Below are 20527 nucleotides of genomic sequence, written 5' to 3'. Positions count from 1 at the left end.
AGGCTGATTACATAATGTATAATGCTATAAAAATTCTCGTGGTGGATGATGAGGAAAGAATCCGCCGGCTGCTAAAGATGTATTTGGAAAGAGAAGAATACATAATCGATGAAGCTGAAAATGGAGATATGGCTTTAACAAAAGCCCTTGAAAATGATTATGATTTAATTTTATTGGATATTATGATGCCTGGTAAAGATGGAATCGAAGTTTGCCGTGAATTAAGGGAAAAGAAAACGACACCGATTATCATGCTGACTGCTAAAGGGGAAGAAGTGAACCGCGTTCAAGGGTTCGAAGTGGGGACAGATGATTATATCGTAAAGCCGTTCAGTCCCCGGGAAGTCGTATTAAGGGTTAAAGCTTTATTACGTCGCTCTTCAAGCACTAGTTACATGCAGACGGAAACGACGGCAAAAGATGTGATCGTCTTCTCGCATTTAACCATTGATAATGATGCCCACCGAGTACTTGCTGATAACAAAGAGGTTTCATTAACACCAAAAGAATATGAATTATTATATTTCTTGGCGAAATCCCCAGATAAGGTTTTCGACCGGGAGCAATTGTTAAAAGAAGTGTGGCACTATGAATTCTTTGGGGATCTTCGAACTGTTGACACGCATGTTAAACGCTTACGTGAAAAATTAAACCGCATATCCGAAAACGCAGCCAAGATGATTGTCACTGTTTGGGGTGTAGGTTACAAGTTCGAAGTCATTAATGACTGATGCTATGGGGCAGTGTTGTAGGGAAGCTATGGGCAACGATCCTATTGCTCGTGTCGTTTGTATTAATTGTTTTAACCGTTCTGCTGGTCGAATTCTTTGAGAATTTCCAGATTGAAAATATTGAAAATGATTTAACCAAAACTGCTGAACAAATCATTAAGGTAACGAATGAACATCAGGGATCCAGCAATGAGGTTTTACAAATAGCTTCGGAATTAATAGGCAACGAAACGAAAATGATCATTCTTAATGATGACAAAATGATATTCTCATCAATCGGAGGAGATAATGAGTACGAAATCACGCCGGAACTCATAAAAAAAGATTCCGAATTGATCAAGGTTTTTACTGAAAGAAAGACTGTAAAAAAGGAAATGGCGCTATCCGATGATGCAGGCAATGAGGAATTGTCCGCAATCGTAGTAGGCATTCCACTTGAATTGAATGGGGAACAGGATGAAGTTTTCCTATTTCAATCGTTGGAGTCGATGGAAGAAACCACAAAATCGACTACACAGTTCATATTATTGGCAGCAGGCATCGCCATTATTTTGACAACGATTTTTGCTTTCTTTTTATCTACAAGAATCAATGCCCCATTGGTGAAGATGAGGGAAGCCGCACTAGCGATTGCCCGGGGGAAATTTGATACAAAGGTCCCGATCTTGACTCAAGATGAGATCGGCGAGCTTGCCATAGCGTTTAACCAGATGAGAAAACAGCTGAAATTCAATATGAATGCACTTAGTCAGGAAAAGGAACATCTCTCAAGCATTCTTAGCAGTATGGCAGATGGGGTCATTACCTTCAATAAAGATGGCACAATTCTTGAAACGAATCCGCCAGCAGAAAGATTTCTGCAATCCTGGTACTTTGAAAAGGGCTATAACCGGGAAGATAATGTCAATGTCCCATTGGTTTTGATGAATCTTTTTGATGAATCAGAGTCCTTCCATAAGGAGCAAGTCGGTGAAATTACTTTGCAGGGCCGTGATTGGGGATTCATTGTCAGTCCGCTATATACAAATGCCGACAATATTCGGGGAGCGGTGGCCATCATACGGGATATGAGTGATGAAAGACGTATGGACAAACTTAGGACTGATTTCATAGCGAATGTCTCCCATGAGTTAAGAACACCGATTTCAATGTTGCAAGGATATAGTGAAGCGATTGTAGATGACATTGCGAGCAGTGAAGAGGAAAAGGTGGAAATGGCCCGCATCATCTATGATGAGTCTTTGAGAATGGGCCGTTTAGTCAATGATCTCCTCGATCTAGCTAAATTGGAATCGGGTAAAATGAACCTTAGCTATGAATACGTACCTATTTCTCCTTATTTAAAGAGGATTACAAGTAAGTTTTCCGGGCTGGCTAAAGAAAAGGGGATCACAATATCAGCCAGCATGCAAGACGATCAAATTCAATGGCATTTCGACCCGGACCGCATTGAACAGGTTTTGACCAATTTAATTGATAATGCGATTCGTCATACTCCTCCGGGCGGTAACATTGATGTCATTCAGAGGACAAGTGATCGAAGGGGTCTGATCATTGATGTGAGGGACTCTGGATCTGGAATTCCCGAAGAAGATTTGCCTTTTGTATTCGAGAGGTTTTATAAAGCGGATAAAGCAAGGACCCGCGGCCGTTCGGGCACCGGTTTGGGTTTGGCAATCGTAAAAAATATAATCAATGCCCATGATGGCTTCATTTCGGTAAACAGTTTACCTAATAAAGGGACGACTTTCAGTTTTATTCTGCCTCGAATTATGGAAAATGCTGAATGACGGGTGGCTTGCCAAAAAATCTTGTTTCATGAGGAACTTAGAAGACAAAGGCAATTGGATTTCTTTCCAACTTGTCTTTGTTTTTTTTCGGAAACAAAATAAGAAGTCCCTGATATGTGGAAATTAACGGAATTTTATAATAAGATTAAAGCCGAAGTATGTAACTTTTGTTTAGGATTGACGACTATATTTATGAACGGATGTGGGGAAATGATGGATTCCGTTTTCCACGATCTATATGAAAAATATCATCAGGAAATATATCAATTCATTTTTTATATGACTAAAAATCGAGAAACGGCTGAGGACCTTGTTCAGGAAGTCTATATCCGGGTGATGAAGGCTTATGAACGCTTTGAAGGAAAAAGCAGTGAAAAAACGTGGATGTACTCGATTGCAAGAAATGTGACGATTGATTACTTTCGGAAACAAAAAGGGTGGAAAGAAAAAATCTTTCCTAACTTTGATTGGGATAGGCAATTGATAAAAGATAAAGAGCCCATTCCGGAAGAAGTGGCTATCATGAACGATGAAATCCAAGATATTTATCAATGCTTAAACCGGTGTACCACGAATCAAAGATCGGTCATCATTTTACGATATATTCAGGGATTGTCCATTACGGAAACTGCTGAAGTATTGAATTGGAGTGAAAGTAAGGTAAAAACGACCCAGCACCGTGCTTTGAAGGCTATTAAAAAGTTGATGGAAGATTTATCAGGAAAGGAGGGCCACCGCATTGAGAAGATCCCGTTGGAAAGAAAGCGAAATTGAAGACCTGCTGCGCGAGCTTCCGAAATTAAAAGATGACCGAACCAAGGCAGAGGTGTTTTCGAGAATACATGATAAGAAGAAAAAGAAACACTGGATACCTCTATTTGCGGGTGTTGCCTCCTTATTCTTAATGGTAGTTTTGGCATCATCTTTAATTATTGAAAAAAAAGGAACGACAAGTCAAGAGGACAGCGGCAGTAGTGGGAAATTATCTCTATCTGAAAATATGGAAATGGCAGATCTTGAACGGCAGGATGGAAGTAACAAAGAAAATCATTCAGCAGATAAACAGGATAATCAAAAGTTTTCGAGTAAGCAAGCGGAAATCGAATCTAAAGACAAGGTTTCAGAAATGGAACTCCGAAAAGGGGAAAAGGAAAAAACATTTGCACGAGCGATCTATCAAGATGACCTTAAAAATGCATCGATCATTACGATGGGTGTCCCAGATGATCAAATGAATTTCATCGTTCCCATTTCAATTAAACTCAAACATTATGACGAAAGTGATAAACTGAATCAGTTAGTTAATCAAATGTCCGATATGGATGAAGAGCAATATGGGCTATCTGACTATTTTCCACTTGATATAAAGATCAGCAAAGGAAATGATAGGACCACTGCTCATATTGATTTTCAAGAAAAAAGCCGACTATTGGATGAAGATACACTTTTTCTCCATTCGATGGAGGAAACGCTTTCATATAACAATATAGAGAAAATGACATTTTCTACAGATGGTAAGCAAGGTGCCATGTTTGCGCACGCGGGATATTTAAAGGAGGTGGACATACCTCATCAAAAAAATCGCACATACTTTCTTTACCAAAGGGATCAGTCCTCCCCAAGGTTCCTTGTTCCAAGCAATATGGGTTATCAGGACTTTGAGGAGGCGCTGCAAGCTGGAAAAGGGGAGGCGGACATCGAGGGAATTTCACCTGCAATCCCGCATGACCTGACATGGGAAAGGGTAAGCTCTAATGGAGATCTTGTGATCATTCAATTATCAGATCAAGCTGCCATTGAAAATAGTAAGGAATCCCTTCAAGCTTTAGAAGCCATACTTTTCATTGCCAAGGATTTTGGTTTTGAAAAAGTGAAGTTTGAAAATGCTCCTATTGAAGAGGTAGGCCAGCTGAATTTAACTGAAGACATAGTGGTGCCCAAAGCACCGAACCAAGTGAATTGATGGTGCGTTAAAAACACCCTGTCTATGGTTGGCAAAAGCCCCTTGCATTCACAGAAAAAGTGCCCGCGCTGGACGGGCACTTTTTTCTTCTTATAATGAGATACGGGCCATGAATGTAATTTCTTCTGTTTCCATTAAAAATTGTTTCATGTTGTCTTCTAATGGTAAATCAAAGCTCAAAACCATGATGGCTTCCCCGCCAGCTTCTTTTCGGCCAACCTGCATGGTGGCGATATTCACTCCGTGATCACCTAGGACCTTACCTACGTTACCGATTACACCAGGTTTATCGGTATGCTGGATATAAAGTAAATTCGGTTCTGGTTGAAAGTCGATTTTGAAACCATTCAAACTTACAATTCGAGAACCGTAATTTTCGATATAGGTTCCACTGATTGTTAATTCACGGTTGTCACCTTTTACTTTAAGGCTGATCAAATTCGAGTAACCTAAAGAGTCCGTAGAGATTTTTTCACCAACGGTTATGCCACGCTCTTTTGCGATCAACAAGGCATTCACTTCATTGACTGATGCATCAACTCTTGATCTGAAAAAGCCAGAGATTAGACTTTTTGTAAGAATCGCAGTATCGAAATCCAATGATTCTCCTGCATACGTAACGGAGATTTCCTGAATTCCTTCATTCATGCACTGAGAAGCAATCGATCCCATTTGCTGAACAAGTTGATAGAAAGGCTGTACTTTTTCAAACACTTCTTTAGATATGGCTGGAAGGTTGATTGAACTTGAGACTGGGTTTCCTTCAAAATAGGTCAATACTTCTTGGGCAACCTGTACGGCAACATTTAATTGGGCTTCTTTCGTGGAAGCACCAAGATGCGGTGTAGCAATGACGCTATCCAGTTCAAGCAGTTTATGGCCAAGTGGAGGTTCTTCGACGAAAACGTCCAGTGCCGCCCCTGCAACATGTCCTTCGACTAACATTTCATATAAATCATCTTCGTCTAGAATTCCACCACGGGCGCAGTTTAGTACATATACCCCCTTTTTACAGGTAAGCAGTTTTTCTTTATTGATTAATCCTCTAGTATCATTCGTTAGTGGTGTATGAACAGTAATGATGTCTGCTTTAGGAAGCAATTCATCTAACGGCAGGGCCGTTACGGACATTTTCTTTGCACGATCGACAGTCAGGAACGGATCATAGACAATGACATCCATGCCAAACACTTTAGCACGTTTTGCAATTTCCCCTCCGATACGTCCAAAGCCAACTATACCTAATGTTTTACCACGAAGTTCAGTTCCCGTATATGAAGAACGTTTCCACTCCCCATTCTTCAGTGAAGCGTAAGCTTGCGGAATGTGGCGCATTAATGAAGCCATCATCGCAAATGTATGTTCAGCTGTTGAAATGGTATTGCCGTCAGGTGCATTAACCACGACAATCCCGCGTTTTGTCGCCGCGGGGATGTCTATGTTATCAACACCGACACCAGCGCGTGCTATAATTTTTAACTGCGGCATACGGTTCATTAAATCTTCCGAAACCTTCGTTGCACTTCTCACAAGAATTGCATCGATCCGATCAAGTTCGTTTGCAGCTTCCTCTACGGTTTTCTGAATGAGATGAATATTGGATGCCTCTGATAGCGGTCCGAGTCCTTCTGGTTTAATGGCGTCTGCTACTAAAATCCGATACACGTCTAAACACCTTCCTAGGGAAAAGAATTATCTTAAATTTCAGTTAATTTTACAATTGAAATGCTGATTATGTCAATTTGGCTTAACTCGATGTAAGCGCTTAATAACATGATTATCATCTGATCATTTATTTAATATCGTGATATAAATGGCTTCGTCTTCGTTTGCATAGTATAAAAAAATTTTCGTTATTTGTTTTAAACCATTCACTGCGACGATCGATATTCATCCTAAACGCATCTACTGAGAAAAAATGCTATCAAAAAAAAGGAATTTCAGATATAATGGGAAGTATAAAAATTTTATAGGTCTATCTTCGGGGCGGGGCGCAATTCCCCACCGGCGGTGATGAAGGAATTTCTTCTTCTAAGCCCGCGAGCCTTACAAGGCAGGATTTGGTGTGATTCCAAAGCCGACAGTATAGTCTGGATGGGAGAAGATGGAGGTTCCTGAGTGCGTTTCAACAGTTATTTGCTGAACGTTTGTTTGATGTAACCTTTAATTTATCCCTTTAATTCTATTGGAATTAAAGGTTTTTTATTGAGCATCAACATATTTTGGAACCCAAACCTCTTTTTCAGGTAGATCGGAAAAGAAGGAGAGAGAACTATGAATAAGAACAAAGTGAAAAAAACGGTTACACTTGCGATGATGGGAAGCATTTCTTATTTATTGATGCTTTTAAATTTCCCGTTTCCAGGATTCCCGCCTTTTCTAAATGTCGATTTTAGCGACATACCAGCACTGATGGCGGCATTGATTTTCGGTCCGATGGCTGGAATTCTAGTCGAGTTCATTAAAAACCTATTGGATTTAGTCATGACAGGGACCTTGACTGCTGTACCTGTGGGGCATATCGCTAACTTTATAGCCGGAATACTGTTTGTCTTGCCAACTTATTATGTATTTAAGAAAATCAATTCAAAAAAAGGGATGACGTTCGCTTTACTTGCGGGGACAGTTTCCATGGCAGTATTCATGAGTGTTTTAAACTATTTTGTCTTTTTACCGGCATATACCTTCTTTATGGGATGGGATGCAATGTCGGCGCCCGAGTCAAGAAAGTTCGTCACGACGGCAATCTTGCCTTTCAACGTGATTAAAGGCGTACTCATCACATCTGTATTCATGTTGCTGTTCATTAAATTACAGACATGGATCAATAAGCAAATATTATATAAAAATGCTTAACGGCATTGACGATAGAAATGAAAAAACAACCGGATATCCATATTCGGTTGTTTTTTATGTTTGTTTTTTTGTATGAGGAGATGTAATCCAACATTGGCCAAAAGAAAAAGCCATTCTCGATTGAAAATGGCTTGTTCCGTTATTCGAATTTTAGTGCATCTCCGTCAAATGCCTCGTCAGCAACTTTAATGGAATCCGTTGGGCATCCTTCAAATGCATCCATCATGTCGTCTATAAGTACATCTGGAATTTCAACGATTCCCTCGTTATCGTCAAGGGTAACAAATGCAATCCCTTCGTCATCATAATCATATATATCTGGTGCCGCTGCTCCGCATGCTCCACAAGCTATGCATGTTTCTTTATCCACAATTGTAAATTTAGCCATGAATATAACCCCTCCTAAGTTGATTAACAACTGATAATCTTTTTATTTCAGATTATTATCTCTTTCTTATTGTAAGACCGAATGCCAAACTTTTCAATAGAAATTGTATTGATAATAACTATCATGTAGCTGAATGTCAACGAAAAACATCGAAATAATTAACTTGGTTCTCTCCATGGTTCGTCATTTAGTCACATAATTTCCCTTGTAATCATTAATAATAACGGCGATTTTTGCAGTTTTTTGTTACAATGGGGTTATTGGTTAAATGAAACAAGGATGTGAGTCCCATGAAGAATTATCTACAGGCCATCATTCTATATGCGATAAAAAAATTTCAAGGCGAACGTTCCATTTATGCTATATACCATATGCTGCAGGGTAAGAAATCGTCACAAACAATCCAGGATGCCCATTTATTCGGGTTAACTGATATTTTTGGGACAATACCCCGATTTACCCGTCAGCAATTAAATCAAAACATTGAACATTTACTTAAGCATGACATGATTAATTTAACGGATAAACCAGATGCGTATGAAATTAGTATGCAAGGTGAGAAAATGTTAGGCGATTACTTTAAAAGTAATCCTTTTCCGACGTATATAAATGGCTGGAAGTATCACAATATCACCCCGGTTTTCTGGGGAAGGTTAAACTTACTCATTCAAACTATATCCCATATTGTCCACAATGAAAGACGTTTTTATCCGATACAAAGAAATCCCAAAATCCAATTCTTCGTAAAGGAATTTTTACATGTCAATCGTGAGGATCGAGCGGTGATTGCCCAACATCTATATGATGAATTGATATCCCTTTTAGAAAGTCAAAGTGATATGAAACGAGATATTTTCATTTTGAGGTTAACCGGAATAAACAGGATTGGACTTACGTTTGAACAGATTGCAAAAAGGAAAGATGTAGAAGAAGAGTATGTTCGCTTTACATTCCTTGACTCATTGCATCAAATGCTTGCAGAAATGGAAACGGGAAAGGATTACCCTCTCTTGTCCTCATTAACCAATGATTGGAAAAGAAGTGGGAATCCTCAATTGACACAATCTACAAATACAACTTTACGATACATCCAGGAAGGGAAAAATCTGGGTGAAATAGCTGAAATCCGCAGATTGAAAGTCAACACCATCGAAGATCACCTCGTAGAAATTGTCTTATCGGAAAAAGATTTTCCGATTTCCGATTATGTAACTATCGAGGATGAGAGGGAAATTGCTGAAGCTATTAAGGAACTTGGTACGAAAAAGCTTAAAGCAATCAAGCAGATGGTCGATAATAAACAAATAAGCTTTTTCCAAATAAGACTTGTACTTGCGAAAATAGGTGAGTGATGATGAACATAGAACGAGTCCTCAAAGAAAAATTCGGATTTGATGAATTCCGCCCTGGACAAAAGGAAGTGGTTGAATCATTGATGTCCGGCCGTAATACCTTAGCGATGCTCCCAACCGGATCAGGTAAATCATTATGTTACCAGCTGCCTGCTTATCTTTTAAATAAGACTGTCCTAATTGTCTCCCCGTTATTATCTTTAATGCAGGATCAAGCAGATCAGCTAAAGATGAGTGGCGAAAAAAGTGTATTGACCCTCAACTCTTTTTTGACGCTAAATCAAAAAAGGAAAGCTTTCGACCGGTTACATAGTTATCGTTTTATTTTTTTATCTCCTGAAATGCTAAGCCTGGATGGCGTGATAAAATCCTTGAAATCCATAGACATAGGTTTGTTCGTCATAGACGAAGCACACTGCATCTCACAATGGGGGTATGATTTCCGTCCGGATTATTTAAATTTAGGAGAAGTGAGGCGTGAATTGAACAATCCGTTGACTCTTGCCCTGACGGCAACTGCAACCGATGAGGTCCGGAGGGACATCGTTGGTAAACTCAACATTGGGCAGGCCAAGGAAATGGTATCATCTGTTGATCGGGAAAATATTGCAATTATTGTCGAGCGAATGTTCAGTTACGATGAGAAGCTAGCCCGTGTACTGGAACTTGTCAGGAAATTTACCGGAAGCGGAATTATTTATTTTTCCTCTAAAAAAGTGGCGGAATCAGTCACTGGGTTTTTACAGGATAACGGGATCGATAGTGTCAATTATTATCACGGTGGAATGGAACAGGAGCAAAGGATGCTCATTCAGCAGCAATTCATTTCCGGCCAGTTGAAAATTATATGTGCAACAAGTGCTTTTGGAATGGGTGTGAATAAATCGGATGTCAGATATGTTATTCATTTTCATATCCCGTCCACGATGGAAGCATATCTTCAGGAGATAGGCAGGGCTGGACGAGATCGGAAACAAAGTGTGGCTGTCTTATTATATAGCGAAGGGGATGAAGGGCTTCCCCTGCATTTGATGGAGCAACAGTTGCCTACGGATTCGCAAATCGATGGTGTATGTTCTTTCCTTAATGCATCACACAAAAATATGGCGAATTTGACCCTCTCGGAAAAAGAACAGCTGTCTCAATCCTTTTCGTTGAACGAAATCCAGCTCCGTTTTTTTACGCAGCTTATCACGGGCAATAACCTAGATCAAATGGCAGAGATGAAAGAGTATTGTCAAAAGAGAAAATCAAGGAATCAGGAAAAGCTGCATAAATTCCTTCACTGGATTTATACACAGGAATGTCGCCGTTTAGGGATACTGGACTACTTTGGAGAAAAGCATCGGGAAGTGAACCACATCTGCTGTGATATCTGTGGGATGGATGTCGAAAAAATGGCTGATGTATGGCCGGAAGTCAAGGTGGACCCGGTCAATTCCTTTTCCACTTGGAAAAAAGAATTGGCTTATATCTTATTAAAGAAGGAAAATGGCAATGAAAAATAAGCAAGCTGAAATTATTAAACAACTTACAGATAAACAGTTGCTATATAATTTGTTTCTTACGCAAATTATTCTCTTAACGTTAGCCTTCTTTTTAGGTATTATTTTATTTAAAGACCGTTCAGCTTTTTTCGACTTATTTATCTTTGATGACCTGAACATTTTGCTTATTGGAATTCCCGCTGGAGTCATTGTCGTGTTATTTGACATATTGTTTATGAAAGTGACACCATCTTCCTATCAGGATGATGGTGGTATTAACGAACGCATTTTCAGTAATTTGTCATACCCGATGATTTTTGCCGTAACTTTAGTGGTTGCGATAAGTGAAGAAGTATTATTCCGTGGAGTGCTGCAAACACATTTTGGTTTGCTTCTTACGAGCCTCATTTTTGCAGCCGTTCATTATCGTTACCTTTTTAATTGGTTTTTATTTTTAAATGTTTTGGTTTTGAGCTTCTTTATCGGTTTTCTATTTGAAATGACCAATAATCTCATCGTGACGATAACAGCTCACTTTTTGATTGACTTTATCCTTGGTATTTTAATCAGGAACAAAAAGCAAAGAGGGTTTAGCAAGAAAGGGGGTGACTTGAATGAGCCGAGTGCAAAAGAATGAAAAAGAAAACGATCAGGCTGGTGAACTTCGTTCGCGAATTGAACGTCAGAAGGCTAAGTCCTCATTGCCCAAGCGGAGCAAAGTCCACCAGAATAAAAAGAAAAAAAGTAAAGTGAAGAAGTTCCCAATGATACAATTATTAGCATTATTTTTTATTTTACTTCCAATTGGATTTTACGCCCTTTATACATATCTGCAGGATAGGCCTGTACCTGTTGTGAAAAGTGACCAAGTCGTCTTTAGTGAGGAAGCTACTGAATCGATTCCAACTACAGCTACTGCAGATGATTTAAAGGAAAAAGAATCGGCAAAGGCTGAAGCGGAGAAAGAAAAAGAAGAAGCTGAGGAAAAAGCCAAAGCGCAGCAAGAAGCTGAAGAAAAAGCCAAAGTGCAGCAAGAAGCTGAAGAAAAGGCCAAAGTGCAGCAAGAAGCTGAAGAAAAGGCCAAAGCACAGCGAGAAGCTGAGGAAAAGGCCAAAGCGCAGCAAGAAGCTGATGAAAAAGCAAAGAAGGCAGAAACAGAAAAGAAAAAGGCTGCCGAAAATGTTCAAGCTGCGAAACCGGATAAAGAGGGATACAAAGTTGTCTTACATACTGTTCAAGGTGAAGAAACATTATTTCGAATTTCCATGAATTACTACAAATCACAGGAAGGGATTGCTCTGATCAGGGAGTGGAATGGGCTGAATGGCAATGAAATTTCCAAAGGACAGGTATTGAAAATTCCTATCAAGAAATAACGATGGCACTCTGTCTTTATAGGCAGGGTGTTTTTAAGATTGGTTGACTTAGTTCAGTGTGAAGGTAAACGTGACAGGTACTTTATCATTTTTTCCTCTACTCTTTCATATCATGATTTGAAAGAGTAGAGGAGGAAATGCGATGGAATCGACAATCATTTTATTGGATGAGAAGACGGATCAAGCAACAAAGCAAATGCTGCAGAATGTCGTGGATCGAAAGAAAAAATTCGAGGCACTTAAAAAGAAGCACCTTCAAAGCTTATGGGCAACCATGATTGTTGCTGCTCTTTTTATGATTTATCTATATTTTTATATCGTTGTACCTTATTCCTATTCCTTTTTCAGTATGTTTAGTGTTTTCGTCGACCATTTTAGTCATTTCCTTTTTTTGGCATCGGCGATTGGTCTATATGGATATATGGTATTAATTAAAAAAAAGCTTGATAAAGCTGAAAAGGAGTTTCAACTGCTACGCTGTGAAATCATTAATAAAAGTAAGCAATTGTGGGAAAAAGAGGAAGAATGGAAAAGCCGCCATAAGGTATTTGAAATGATGAAGAAGAATTATGATATTAACTTATATCATGAAAATAAATGATGATCGCGTTAAATCATATTTAATTGCGGGTAATATGGTTTTATGGTTATATGAAAGTACGTTTGGGATAAGGATGGAAAGAAGGTTTAACTAAGATGTTATGGTTATCTGGATTATTTTTAGTCATCATTCTGCTGTCATTTGCCACGATCTTTTACATGTGGCGTACGGCTATGCTAGATAGGGTGATTTCTCAAGACTTATATTTCAAAGACTTTCCTGAAGGCTTTGGAGATGTTCGGATCTTTTTTATATCCGATCTTCATCGGCGGATCGTTGCGGATAAATTAATTGAGGACGCTCGTGACAAGGCAGATTTGGTGATAATCGGCGGTGACATTAGGGAAAGCGGGGTTCCCTTAGAACGCGTGGAAAAAAATATATTGAAACTAAAAGAACTTGGTCCCCTTTATTTTGTTTGGGGTAATAATGATTATGAAGGAGACTTCCATGAACTGGATGCGACTCTTTTGAAACATGGTGTGAAAATCCTTGATAATACAGCTGTTTCTTTTGAGTCTCAAAATGGAAGCAAAATCGCTCTTCTGGGCATTGATGATATATCAGAAGAACGTGATAGGCTTGACCTTGCCCTGTCGGATTGCGGGAATGAAGATTTTCGGATTTTGGTGAGCCATAATCCATTGGTCAAGAAACAGTTGACTCCGGAACACCATATTAGTCTTGTCCTGTCAGGTCACACCCATGGCGGGCAGATTCGTATATTCGGATTCGGGCCCTATCAGATCGGCAGCATTGAAAAAGAGGGGGACTGTTTATATATGACCAGTAATGGCTATGGGACAAGCGCAGTGCCTTTAAGGCTTGAGGCTAAGCCGGAAACGCACCTCTTCACCCTGAAAAGGGGGACAGACACTGAAATAGGCGAAGCTGTGGAAAAGACCTATTAGGCTGTTATTAATCGAGCATATCGGAATTTTACAGACCATGAAAAATCCACTATAATTTCAACAAATGATCGTACAGTTATTGGAGGCCTTGTAAAACCATGCAAGAAGGTAAATATAATATAAAGGCAGTTTCAAAACTGCTGGACATTCAGTCGGGAACCCTTAGAGCATGGGAAAGGCGCTATAAATTTATCGAGCCTGTCAGGAATGAATCGGGGCACCGGCTGTATACTGAAAAACATCTGCAAATCCTTAAGTGGCTCATCAATAAAACAAAGCAAGGTTTTACAATAAGCCAAGCCGTTTCACTTCTTGAAAGTACTGGCACTCTAGCTCCTGGAGTTCCTGAAACGAACCGTAAGGATGAACAAGCGATTAAGTTTTCGGATGAATTAATCGAAGCTCTATTGAATTTCAATGAAAATAAAGCTCATATGCTGATAAGCCAAGCATTCAGTATGTATACAATCGAACAAACCATAGTTGATGTACTTGGCTCAATATTGGTTCAGATTGGGGATAAGTGGGAAAGGGGAGAAATTACTTCCGCTCATGAACACTTTGCGTCCAACATCCTGAAATCCAGGATCAGTTCAGTTATGCATACCATTCCGACTAATGGTTTTCTTCCGAAAGCCCTTACCGTTTGTGCTCCCGGTGAAAAACATGAATTTGGACTGTTGGTCTTTACCGTTTTTTTGAAGAGGAAAGGGTATGAAACCATTTATTTAGGTGAATCCATTGCTGATAATGACCTTTTCACCGTTTTAAACATCATAAAACCCTCTTACCTATTCATGTCATGTTCACTGGAAGAGAATCTTGATGGAACATTTAGGCTGGTTGAAGCATTAATAAAGGATTTCCCGGATTTGAAGGTGGGCCTTGGCGGTGCGGCGCTGAGCCTTATTTCCGAGGAAAACCGTACGGACTTCAGCGGAGTTTTAATGGGGGACACGCAATCGAAATGGGAGGAATGGCTGAAAGGTTAGCGGCGGCCGGCTTAAGAGAAATAATGGATATGCACCCTGCGACCAAGGCTTCATATGATGTATGAAGATGGTAACCAGGGGGCATTTTTTTATGAAGCTGGAGCGATTAACTAATAATAAAATCAAGATTTTTTTGACCCTTGATGATTTAATTGATAGAGGCATAACAAAAGAAGATATTTTAGGGAATTCCTTAAAGGTCCACAAGCTATTTCAGGATATGGTCGAAGAAGCGTGCGAAGAACTCAGCTTTAAAATGAGTGGCTCCATTGCAATCGAAATTTTCTCTTTGCCTGCACAAGGGTTGATAATCATCGTGACAAAGGACGAAGAGGAATTATTGACTGACGAAGAGGAATTCTTGGATTTACAAGTGAAAATAGATGACTTCCCCCATATTCTGTATGTATTCAATGACTTTGAAGATATCGTTCAATTATGTCGTAGATTATCTTTTCAAGGTTTGCTTAATAGTACTCTTTATCATTTTGAGGGAAGATACTATTTACTTATCGAAAATGTTAAAGACACGACGTATGACACGGTCATATCTTTAGCGGCTGAGTATGGCCATGCATCTACATTGACACTCAGCCGCATCAATGAATATGGAACATGTATAATCGAAAATGAAGCGATACATGTTTTGCTCACACACTTTAGCTGATGTAAAACAAATGAGACGAGGCAGCCACATTATGGTAAAAACAATGCGGTTTGCCTTTTTTGTCTCAACTTTCTGCCGAAGAAGATATACGCAAAAGGAGTAAGAAAACAGTTGATATGATAACGTTTTCATTTTTAGAATATTTCCAACTTTTAAATTCCCATTTTTACTCTTGCATTAATGTAACGAAGGTGTATACTAGCACATGAAGAGGACTATTTGTACATTATAATTTTATATATGGAGATTTTCTAGGAGGTACTTTTAATGGAATCGGCAAAAGGCAATAGCCATGTAAATGAAGAAGAAAAACACGACGTACTGAGGTCTACCCAAACTGTAATACATAAAGCCTTGGATAAACTGGGTTACCCGGAAGAAGTTTTTGAGCTGTTGAAGGAACCATTGCGTTTATTAACGGTGAAGATACCGGTCCGCATGGATGATGGCTCGGTTAAAATTTTCACAGGTTACCGTGCCCAGCATAACGATGCTGTTGGGCCTACAAAAGGTGGTATCCGTTTTCACCCTAATGTAACGGAACGTGAAGTGAAGGCATTATCCATTTGGATGAGCTTGAAATGCGGTATCGTTGATTTGCCATACGGCGGGGGTAAAGGCGGTATCGTTTGTGATCCTCGTAATATGTCATTCCGTGAACTTGAAAGGCTGAGCCGGGGCTATGTTCGCGCAATTAGCCAAATCGTGGGGCCGACTAAAGATATCCCGGCACCTGATGTATTTACAAATTCCCAAATCATGGCTTGGATGATGGATGAATACAGCCGTATGGATGAATTCAACTCGCCAGGATTCATTACTGGTAAACCGCTAGTGCTTGGTGGTTCTCATGGCCGTGAATCAGCCACTGCTAAGGGTGTGACGATTTGTATCAATGAAGCTGCCAAGAAACGCGGCATCGATATTAAAGGTGCACGGGTAGTCATTCAAGGTTTTGGTAACGCAGGTAGTTTCTTAGCTAAATTCATGCATGACGCAGGTGCTAAAGTTATTGGGATTTCGGATGCATATGGTGCTCTTCATGATCCTGAAGGATTGGATATCGATTATCTTCTCGATCGGAGAGATAGTTTCGGAACCGTAACGAAATTGTTTAAAAGCACAATTTCAAATAAAGAACTGCTTGAATTGGAATGTGATATTTTAGTTCCGGCTGCAATTGAAAACCAAATCACTGAAGAAAATGCTGCTGATATCAAAGCATCAATCGTTGTCGAGGCAGCTAACGGACCTACAACGATTGAAGCGACACAAATCCTAACGGATCGCGGAATCCTTCTTGTTCCTGATGTCCTTGCTTCTGCTGGCGGTGTAACGGTTTCTTACTTCGAATGGGTACAAAATAATCAAGGGTATTACTGGTCAGAAGAAGAAGTTGACGAAAAGCTGGAAAAAATCCTTGTGAAATCTTTTAATAACATTTATGAACTTGCACAATCAAGACGTGTTGATATGCGCCTAGCGGCTTATATGATTGGTGTAAGAAAAATGGCTGAAGCATCTCGCTTCCGTGGTTGGATCTAAAAGATTCGAATCATGTATTGATTTATAGTTAAAATCATGTTCATTGCATTATCATTGAAATGATTTGTAAAAACTCCTATCATGTATTGATAGGAGTTTTTATTTTTTATACGAACGAATTACATAGTGCATGGAAAGGCAGTGGAATAAAGATGAATGTTGAAGAAGTCATTATCATAGGTGGGGGCCCTTGTGGATTGGCTGCTGCGATTGCTCTTAAGGAAGTGGGAATACAGTCCTTGATCATTGAAAAAGGCAATGTGGTTGATTCCATTTACCGTTATCCGACACATCAAACATTTTTCAGTTCGAGTGAAAAACTCGAGATTGGTGATATTGCTTTTATAATCGAAAACCGTAAACCGGTCCGCAATCAGGCGCTTGCCTATTATAGGGAGGTAGTCAGAAGGAAAGAATTGCGGGTCAACACATTCGAAAAAGTGGAAAATGTGGAAAAACGAGAAGATGGGAAGTTTTTAGTCAAGACATCGAAAGGTGAGTATACAGCTTTGCATGTGATCATATCGACCGGTTACTATGATCATCCTAACTATATGTGCATACCGGGTGAACAGCTCCCTAAAGTGTATCATTACTTCAAGGAGGGCCATCCCTACTTCAATTGTGATGTTGCAGTCATCGGTGGCAAAAACTCAAGTGTGGATGCCGCTCTGGAATTGGTCAAATCAGGAGCAAGGGTTTCAGTCCTTTATAGAGGATCGGATTACTCTCCAAGTATCAAACCTTGGATTCTTCCTGAATTTGAAGCATTAGTCCGCAATGGAACCATCAAGATGGAATTTAATGCAAATGTTGACAGGATAACGGAAGACAGCGTCATCTACCATGTGGGGGATGAGGAAAAAGTCATTAAAAATGATTTTGTATTTGCAATGACTGGTTACCATCCTGACCATTCCTTTTTAGCTTCAATGGGCATTACTATTGATAAGGAGACTGGAAGGCCCGCATATAACGAGGAAACGATGGAGACGAACGTTAAAGGTCTTTATATTGCAGGAGTTCTGGCAGCCGGAAATAATGCGAACGAAATCTTCATCGAGAACGGCAGGTTTCATGGTGGATTGATTGCCTATCATTTGGCTGTTAAAGAAAAGTGAATTATTTAAATGAGGAGCAGTGACAGTATGGAAAAAATATCGTTAATAACGACTGGTGGGACTATTGCCAGTAAAGAAACTGTGAATGGTATGCTGGCCTCTGGTGCATTGACTGGCCATGAGTTGGCATCACTTTGCGAATTGCCCAACGATATCGAGGTAAAAGTGGTTGATCTTTTCCAGATCTCAAGCATGTCCATGTCCTTTGAGAAAATGCAACAGCTTAATTCAGCCATTCAAAAGGAATTGGAGGATCCCGAAGTTACGGGAATCGTCGTGACCCACGGTACGGATACACTTGAGGAAACTGCTTATTTCCTTGATGTCACGAGTATGGATCAACGACCTATCGTATTAACCGGCTCCCAACGTTCTCCTCAAGAGGTGGGCACCGATGTATATTCCAATCTTAGGAATTCGATATTATGCGCTGCGAGTGATCTTATTAGGGATGTTGGAGTAGTGGTCGTTTTTAATGAGCGGATCTATTCTGCAAAATATGTCAAAAAAGTTCATGCTTCCAATTTGCAGGGGTTCGAATCTTTTGGCTATGGATATTTGGGGATAATTGATAATGATGTCGTCAGCATCTATCAAAAACCTTTACATAGGGAGTGTTATGATATTCAGAATAGCATCCCAAGGGTGGATATCATCAAGTGCCATACAGGCGCTGATGGCCTCTTTATTGATGCTGCGGTTGCAAACGGTGCGAAAGGAATTGTGCTCGAGGGTGTAGGAAGGGGACAAGTTACCCCTGTAATGGTTACTTCCATACAAGCTGCAATCGATAAAGGAATTACGATCATCATGACTACAAGTGCAGAAGAAGGAAAAGTTTACCCAGCTTATGATTATGAAGGCAGCGCATTTGATTTAAAACAACGCGGTGTGATATTAGGAGCTGATTATGACAGCAAGAAGGCTCGAATCAAGTTAGCTGTCATGCTGGCAAGTGAAAACCCTATAGATGAGACCTTCTTTAAGTACTGAAGGATTAAATAAAATTTGGAAGACTTGATTCTTGGATTCAGTTTTTCTTCATTCCATGGTACGATTAAGGAAAAGAAGATGAAAAGAGGGTCAGCTAATGCTGGTCATGTTGTCAGCGGCTATTGCGCCAGGATTGGCGCTACTGAGCTATTTCTATTTGAAAGATCAATATGAAACCGAACCGATATCGGTTGTGGTCAAAACATTTTTATTCGGTGTATTTCTTGTATTGCCGATTATGTTCATACAGTATGTGCTCGAAACCGAACATATCCTGAATACTGATTTAGCAAATGCTTTTTTATGGGCTGCACTGCTTGAGGAATTCTTCAAGTGGTTCATACTCATTTATGTTATTTATCAGCATGTGGCATTCGATGAGCCATATGATGGGATTGTTTACGGAGCTGCAGTCTCCCTTGGATTCGCCACAATGGAGAATATTTTATACCTGCTGGCCAACGGGGTGGAACACGCTTTTCTCAGGGCGGTACTCCCTGTATCCAGTCATGCTTTGTTCGGTGTGATCATGGGATATTATTTGGGCAAGGCGAAATTTTCGGCTTCGAATAATAGGGTCTATTTATTATTGGCATTGATCATACCGATTTCGTTACATGGGGTTTACGATTATATTTTAGTTTCCCAAAGATTTTGGGTGTACTTTATTATGCCATTCATGATTTATCTATGGTGGTTAGGCATGAAAAAAGTAAAAAAGGCACGTTTGTTGTCTGACTTTCACGCGAAAAAACTTTCACAAAATCATTACCTTAGCAAATGACGAATACTATCAAAACGGAGTGCTGGCATATTTTGCCCGCTCCGTTTTTTTTATGTTTGGAATAAAAAAACCCGAAAAGAAGAAAATAGAATTACATTAATTCAAGAAAAAGAGGAGTGTTTTTGATGAAAGGAATTTCGTCAAAATGGAAATGGCTTTTGCTGTTTTCGTGTATAACTATATGTTTCGTAATTTACCCGGAAACAAGAACAAATGCCTTTTCGGGCCAAGTCATTCAAAAGGGTGCGGTTGGAGATGATGTAATTGAGCTGCAGGCACGCCTGCAAAACATCGGTTACTATAAAGGAAAGATTGATGGAGCCTATGGATGGGGCACTTATTGGGCACTTCGAAACTTTCAACAAGATTACGGGCTTCCAATCGATGGTTTGGCAGGGACAACAACAAAACAGAAGTTGACGAATGCGTCTAATTTCAATAAACAATTTGTTCACGAACAGATCAATAAAGGGAACGAGTTCACCTATTATGGGGGAGTCCCCATTGAAAAACAGGTAAAAGCGAAAGGAAATAAATCTACTTCCGGAGGGGCCGCTTCCGGAAAGGCCCCTTCCAAAACAACGACATCAGCCAATCTTCCAGGAGGATATTCTCAAAACGATATTCAGCTGATGGCCAATGCCGTTTATGGAGAGGCACGAGGGGAGCCATATACTGGTCAGGTTGCTGTTGCAGCAGTAATTCTGAATAGAGTGGAAAGCGCTGCCTTTCCTAATACCATTTCGGGAGTGATTTTTGAACCTGGGGCCTTTACGGCTGTTGCGGATGGGCAGATTTGGCTGACACCGAACGAAAGGGCGAAAGAAGCCGTGGTGGATGCTATCAACGGGTGGGATCCAAGCGGTAATGCAGAATATTACTTTAATCCTAATACAGCAACAAGCAAATGGATCTGGTCAAGGGAACAAATTAAAAGAATCGGAAAACATATCTTTTGTAAGTAAAGAGG

General features: G+C 39.9%; 20 protein-coding genes and 1 riboswitch. Of the genes, 18 read left to right on the top strand and 2 right to left on the bottom strand.

Translation table 11 applies throughout. From position 1 onward, the window contains the following. The first annotated feature begins 14 nt into the window (after positions 1-14). The 4 genes from AC3ISB_RS17935 (at position 15) to AC3ISB_RS17920 (ending at position 4484) form a co-directional block, all read left to right on the top strand. A complete protein-coding gene (locus tag AC3ISB_RS17935) occupies positions 15-731 on the top strand; it encodes a response regulator (RefSeq protein ID WP_098370811.1) in 717 nt (238 codons plus the stop codon). Continuing rightward, positions 728-2521: an ATP-binding protein gene (locus tag AC3ISB_RS17930; RefSeq protein ID WP_098370810.1), complete on the top strand. Its 1794-nt coding sequence runs from the start codon at positions 728-730 to the stop codon at positions 2519-2521. Before AC3ISB_RS17935 ends, AC3ISB_RS17930 begins: the two co-directional genes overlap by 4 nt. Before the next feature lie 213 nt (positions 2522-2734). After that, positions 2735-3295, top strand: a complete 561-nt coding sequence (gene sigX / locus AC3ISB_RS17925; RefSeq protein WP_430097114.1) for an RNA polymerase sigma factor SigX — start codon at positions 2735-2737, stop codon at positions 3293-3295. Further along, positions 3261-4484, top strand: coding sequence for a GerMN domain-containing protein (locus tag AC3ISB_RS17920; RefSeq protein ID WP_480338673.1), 1224 nt, complete (start codon positions 3261-3263; stop codon positions 4482-4484). Before sigX ends, AC3ISB_RS17920 begins: the two co-directional genes overlap by 35 nt. Positions 4485-4574: 90 nt before the next feature. On the opposite strand, the gene serA is transcribed toward AC3ISB_RS17920, so the two are convergent. Next, positions 4575-6149 carry a phosphoglycerate dehydrogenase gene (gene serA, locus AC3ISB_RS17915; protein ID WP_377408383.1) on the bottom strand — a complete coding sequence of 525 codons (1575 nt, stop codon included), beginning with the start codon at positions 6147-6149 and terminating at the stop codon, positions 4575-4577. Between the two features lie 308 nt (positions 6150-6457). Then, positions 6458-6594: riboswitch (FMN riboswitch) on the top strand. A gap of 164 nt (positions 6595-6758) precedes the next feature. On the opposite strand from serA, the gene AC3ISB_RS17910 reads away from it, so the two are divergent. Next, positions 6759-7340, top strand: coding sequence for an ECF transporter S component (locus AC3ISB_RS17910; RefSeq protein ID WP_141993586.1), 582 nt, complete (start codon positions 6759-6761; stop codon positions 7338-7340). Between the two features lie 139 nt (positions 7341-7479). Here the strand turns inward: AC3ISB_RS17910 and AC3ISB_RS17905 are convergent, their stop codons facing one another. After that, positions 7480-7728 carry a ferredoxin gene (locus AC3ISB_RS17905; RefSeq protein WP_034308087.1) on the bottom strand — a complete coding sequence of 83 codons (249 nt, stop codon included), beginning with the start codon at positions 7726-7728 and terminating at the stop codon, positions 7480-7482. Between the two features lie 290 nt (positions 7729-8018). Here AC3ISB_RS17905 and AC3ISB_RS17900 point away from each other — a divergent pair, with 290 nt between their 5' ends. The 13 genes from AC3ISB_RS17900 (at position 8019) to sleB (ending at position 20522) form a co-directional block, all read left to right on the top strand. Next, positions 8019-9080 carry a YpbB family protein gene (locus AC3ISB_RS17900; RefSeq protein WP_480338674.1) on the top strand — a complete coding sequence of 354 codons (1062 nt, stop codon included), beginning with the start codon at positions 8019-8021 and terminating at the stop codon, positions 9078-9080. Then, on the top strand, positions 9080-10588 hold the full coding sequence (locus AC3ISB_RS17895) for a RecQ family ATP-dependent DNA helicase (RefSeq protein ID WP_141993584.1): 1509 nt from the start codon (positions 9080-9082) through the stop codon (positions 10586-10588). The genes AC3ISB_RS17900 and AC3ISB_RS17895 overlap by 1 nt, the downstream gene beginning before the upstream one ends. After that, positions 10578-11204, top strand: a complete 627-nt coding sequence (locus tag AC3ISB_RS17890) for a CPBP family intramembrane glutamic endopeptidase (protein WP_141993583.1) — start codon at positions 10578-10580, stop codon at positions 11202-11204. Before AC3ISB_RS17895 ends, AC3ISB_RS17890 begins: the two co-directional genes overlap by 11 nt. After that, positions 11182-11943 (top strand): LysM peptidoglycan-binding domain-containing protein, encoded by a 762-nt coding sequence (locus AC3ISB_RS17885; RefSeq protein ID WP_430097012.1) that lies wholly within the window; start codon positions 11182-11184, stop codon positions 11941-11943. The genes AC3ISB_RS17890 and AC3ISB_RS17885 overlap by 23 nt, the downstream gene beginning before the upstream one ends. 142 nt (positions 11944-12085) lie before the next feature. Beyond that, positions 12086-12544 (top strand): YpbF family protein, encoded by a 459-nt coding sequence (locus tag AC3ISB_RS17880; RefSeq protein WP_141993581.1) that lies wholly within the window; start codon positions 12086-12088, stop codon positions 12542-12544. Between the two features lie 95 nt (positions 12545-12639). Further along, positions 12640-13455, top strand: coding sequence for a metallophosphoesterase (locus tag AC3ISB_RS17875; RefSeq protein ID WP_141993580.1), 816 nt, complete (start codon positions 12640-12642; stop codon positions 13453-13455). A 98-nt stretch (positions 13456-13553) separates the two neighbouring features. After that, entirely contained in the window at positions 13554-14447 is an 894-nt protein-coding gene (locus tag AC3ISB_RS17870; RefSeq protein WP_141993579.1) for a MerR family transcriptional regulator, read from the top strand. 91 nt (positions 14448-14538) lie between these two features. Beyond that, the gene (locus AC3ISB_RS17865) at positions 14539-15114 is read left to right on the top strand and encodes a genetic competence negative regulator (protein ID WP_098370799.1); all 576 of its coding nucleotides are present in this window, start codon (positions 14539-14541) and stop codon (positions 15112-15114) included. A gap of 267 nt (positions 15115-15381) precedes the next feature. Next, positions 15382-16659: a Glu/Leu/Phe/Val family dehydrogenase gene (locus AC3ISB_RS17860; RefSeq protein WP_048681753.1), complete on the top strand. Its 1278-nt coding sequence runs from the start codon at positions 15382-15384 to the stop codon at positions 16657-16659. Positions 16660-16811: 152 nt separating this feature from the next. Beyond that, a complete protein-coding gene (locus tag AC3ISB_RS17855; protein WP_141993577.1) occupies positions 16812-17780 on the top strand; it encodes a YpdA family putative bacillithiol disulfide reductase in 969 nt (322 codons plus the stop codon). A 27-nt stretch (positions 17781-17807) separates the two neighbouring features. Beyond that, a complete protein-coding gene (locus AC3ISB_RS17850; RefSeq protein ID WP_098370797.1) occupies positions 17808-18773 on the top strand; it encodes an asparaginase in 966 nt (321 codons plus the stop codon). A gap of 97 nt (positions 18774-18870) precedes the next feature. Further along, positions 18871-19557 (top strand): glutamic-type intramembrane protease PrsW, encoded by a 687-nt coding sequence (gene prsW, locus AC3ISB_RS17845; protein WP_098370796.1) that lies wholly within the window; start codon positions 18871-18873, stop codon positions 19555-19557. Positions 19558-19691: 134 nt separating this feature from the next. After that, positions 19692-20522: a spore cortex-lytic enzyme gene (gene sleB, locus AC3ISB_RS17840; protein ID WP_480338758.1), complete on the top strand. Its 831-nt coding sequence runs from the start codon at positions 19692-19694 to the stop codon at positions 20520-20522. Positions 20523-20527 lie beyond the last annotated feature (5 nt).

The organism is Peribacillus sp. GL_122 (genome assembly GCF_057835005.1).
Note: the sequence above shows the minus strand (reverse complement) of the source record. Positions and strands in the feature narration are given on the sequence as shown.